Genomic DNA, 3,185 nt, shown 5'->3' on the forward strand with positions numbered 1-3,185 from the left:
CCACGCCGCAGAACCGGATCCAGGTGATCCGCGGCGACACCCGGCGCAGCGCTTGCTGATGGTGGGTGACGCGGCGGTCGACATCGCCGCTGCGCTGGCCGCCGGCAGTGCCGCAGCATGGGCTGGCTGGGGCTACGGCCACGCACCGACGCAGCTGCCCGCCGATCTGTGGCGGCTCGCAACACCGCAAGACTTGCTGCACCGGCTGGCGATGCCCGTCGGTGCCGACACATCACATTGAAACAAGGAGACAGCGATGCCCACCGGAGGAAGACCCACACTCACCCAGTTCCTGATCGACGAACGCCGTCGACACCCGGGCGCCACCGGCGACCTGAATGCGCTGATCACCGATGTCTCGCTGGCCTGCAAGGCGATCGCCCGCAAGGTGGCCTTCGGTGCACTGGCCGGTGCGCTTGGCAACGAAGTCGACACCACGGCCAGCATCAATGTCCAGGGCGAAGAACAGAAGGCCATGGACGTGCTCAGCAACGCGCTCTTCATTCGCGCGACCGAATGGGGCGGCCAACTCGCCGGCATGGTGTCCGAAGAGATGGAGGAGCCGTATCTGCTGCCGCCCCAGCACCCGCGCGGCAAGTACCTGCTGCTGTTCGACCCGCTGGATGGGTCTTCCAACATCGACGTCAACGTGTCGGTGGGCAGCATTTTCTCGATCCTGCGTGCCGCCACGCCGGGGCAGGACCCGCAGCCGCAGGACTTCCTGCAGCCCGGCACCGAGCAAGTCGGCGCGGGCTACGCGATCTACGGCCCGACGACGATGCTGGTGCTCACGCTGGGCCGTGGCACGCACGCGTTCACGCTCGACCCGATGCTGGGCGAGTGGGTGCTCAGCCACCCGGACCTGCAGATCCCCGAGAGTACGCGCGAGTTCGCGATCAACGCCTCGAACAGCCGCTTCTGGGAGCCCGCCGTGAAGCGCTACGTCGACGAATGCATGGCCGGCCAGACGGGGCCGCGCGATGCCGACTTCAACATGCGCTGGATCGCCTCGCTGGTGGCCGAGACGCACCGCATCCTGATGCGCGGCGGGGTGTTCCTGTACCCGCGCGACCGCAAGGACCCGGCGCGCGCCGGCCGGCTCCGGCTGCTCTACGAGGCAAGCCCCATCTCCTTCCTGATCGAGCAGGCGGGTGGCGCCGCGAGCACCGGGCGCGAGCGGCTGATGGCGGTGCAGCCGGAAGCCTTGCACCAGCGAATCGGCTTCATCTTCGGTTCGAAGCAGGAGGTCGAGCGCATCGAGGGCTACCACCGCGACGAACCGCCCGAGGCCTTCGACGCGCCGCTGTTCGGCAGGCGCGGGCTTTTCGCTGCCGCTGTGTGATGGAGCACCCGGCACCGGCGTACCGGCGCCACCCGCCGAGCGGGTGTTCAGCCGCCTTGGGGCGGCCCGGCGCCGGCTGAACCCGCGTCGTCTAATTAGAAAGCGAGATCCACCATGTCTGCCAAGCACCCCATCATTGCGATCACCGGTTCGTCCGGTGCCGGCACCACCTCGGTGACGCGAACTTTCGAGAACATCTTCCGCCGCGAAGGCGTGGCCGCGGCCGTCGTCGAGGGCGACAGCTTCCATCGCTACGACCGCGCTGCGATGAAGGTCGCGATGGCCGAGGCCGAGAAGCAGAACCGGCCGCACTTCAGCCATTTCGGTGAGGACGCGAACCTCTTCAAGGAACTCGAGGCCTTGTTCGCGGCTTATGCCGAAAGCGGCACTGGCACCAGTCGCAAGTACCTGCACAACGAAGAAGAAGCCGCGCCCTTCAAACAGCCGCCCGGCACCTTCACTCCGTGGGCGCCGCTGCCGCCCAGCGAATTGCTGTTCTACGAGGGACTGCACGGCGGCGTGACCACCGACAAGGTGGACGTAGCGCGCCTGGCCGACCTGCTGATCGGCGTCGTGCCGGTGATCAACCTCGAATGGATCCAGAAGATCCATCGCGACAAGAGCACGCGCGGCTACTCGACCGAGGCGGTGACCGACGTGATCCTGCGCCGCATGCACGAGTACGTGCACTACATCTGCCCGCAGTTCACGCGCACCCACATCAACTTCCAGCGTGTGCCGGTGGTGGACACCTCCGACCCGTTCATCGCGCGCACCATCCCGACGGCCGATGAGAGCCTGGTCGTGATCCGCTTCTCGGACCCCAAGGGCATCGACATGCCCTACCTGCTGAGCATGCTGCACGACTCGTTCATGTCGCGCGCCAACACGCTGGTCGTGCCGGGCGGAAAGATGGAGCTGGCGATGCAGCTGATCTTCACGCCGATGATCATGCGCCTCGTCGAGCGGCGCAAGAAGCTGCTTTCCCACTGACCGGGGCCCTGAACATGACCATGAATCCGACTTCCGTCGCATCCGGCGCCAACGCACTTCGCGCGACCTGTGCCAACGCACTTCGCGTGTTGGCCATGGACGCCGTGCAGGCCGCGAATTCCGGCCATCCCGGCATGCCCATGGGCATGGCCGACATCGCCGAAGCGCTGTGGCGCCACCACCTGAAGCACGATCCTGCGGATCCGCAATGGATGGACCGTGACCGTTTCGTTGTCTCCAACGGCCACGGCTCGATGCTGCTTTACGCGCTGCTGCACCTCAGCGGCTACGCCTTGCCGATGGCCGAACTCAAGCGCTTTCGCCAGTTGCACTCGCTCACCCCCGGCCACCCCGAGGTCGGCGTCACGCCCGGCGTCGAGACCACGACCGGGCCGCTCGGCCAGGGCATTGCCAATGCGGTGGGCATGGCGCTCGCCGAGAAGCTGCTTGCCGACGAGTTCAACCGCCCAGGGCACGCGGTGGTCGACCACCGCACCTATGTGTTCCTGGGCGACGGCTGCCTGATGGAAGGCCTCAGCCACGAAGCCTGCTCGCTGGCCGGCACCTGGGGCCTGCGCAAGCTGGTCGCGTTCTACGATGACAACGGCATCTCGATCGATGGCGACGTGAAGGGCTGGTTCGGCGACGACACGCCGGGGCGCTTCGAAGCCTACGGCTGGACCGTGATCCGTGCCGTCGATGGCCACGACTTCGACGCGCTGGACCGCGCAATCGCCGCGGCCCATGCATCCGAGAAGCCGGTGCTGATCTGCTGCCGCACGCGCATCGGCCAGGGCTCGCCGAATCGCGCCGGCACCGCCAAGGCGCACGGCGAAGCCTTGGGTGCGGC

Annotated in this window: 3 protein-coding genes and 1 pseudogene; all 4 read left to right on the forward strand. The window is 67.2% G+C overall.

Annotated elements, in window-relative coordinates; genetic code table 11:
- Positions 1–241: pseudogene (locus FKP22_RS25465) on the forward strand (hypothetical protein); the annotation flags it as partial.
- Between the two features lie 15 nt (positions 242–256).
- The gene (locus tag FKP22_RS25470) at positions 257–1,342 is read left to right on the forward strand and encodes a class 1 fructose-bisphosphatase (protein WP_141290539.1); all 1,086 of its coding nucleotides are present in this window, start codon (positions 257–259) and stop codon (positions 1,340–1,342) included.
- A 114-nt stretch (positions 1,343–1,456) separates the two neighbouring features.
- A complete protein-coding gene (locus FKP22_RS25475) occupies positions 1,457–2,335 on the forward strand; it encodes a phosphoribulokinase (RefSeq protein WP_141290541.1) in 879 nt (292 codons plus the stop codon).
- A 20-nt stretch (positions 2,336–2,355) separates the two neighbouring features.
- The coding region (locus FKP22_RS25480; protein ID WP_310733378.1) for a thiamine pyrophosphate-binding protein at positions 2,356–3,185 on the forward strand (830 nt) is incomplete at its 3' end.

Origin of the sequence: Ideonella azotifigens (genome assembly GCF_006519715.1) — a bacterium.
In the GTDB taxonomy this organism is placed as follows: Bacteria; Pseudomonadota; Gammaproteobacteria; order Burkholderiales; family Burkholderiaceae_C; genus Ideonella; species Ideonella azotifigens.

Coding starts and splice junctions, on each gene's coding strand:
- FKP22_RS25470 (WP_141290539.1), top strand. CDS start 257: ATGCCCACCGGAGGAAGACCCACACTCACCCAGTTCCTGATCGACGAA.
- FKP22_RS25475 (WP_141290541.1), top strand. CDS start 1,457: ATGTCTGCCAAGCACCCCATCATTGCGATCACCGGTTCGTCCGGTGCC.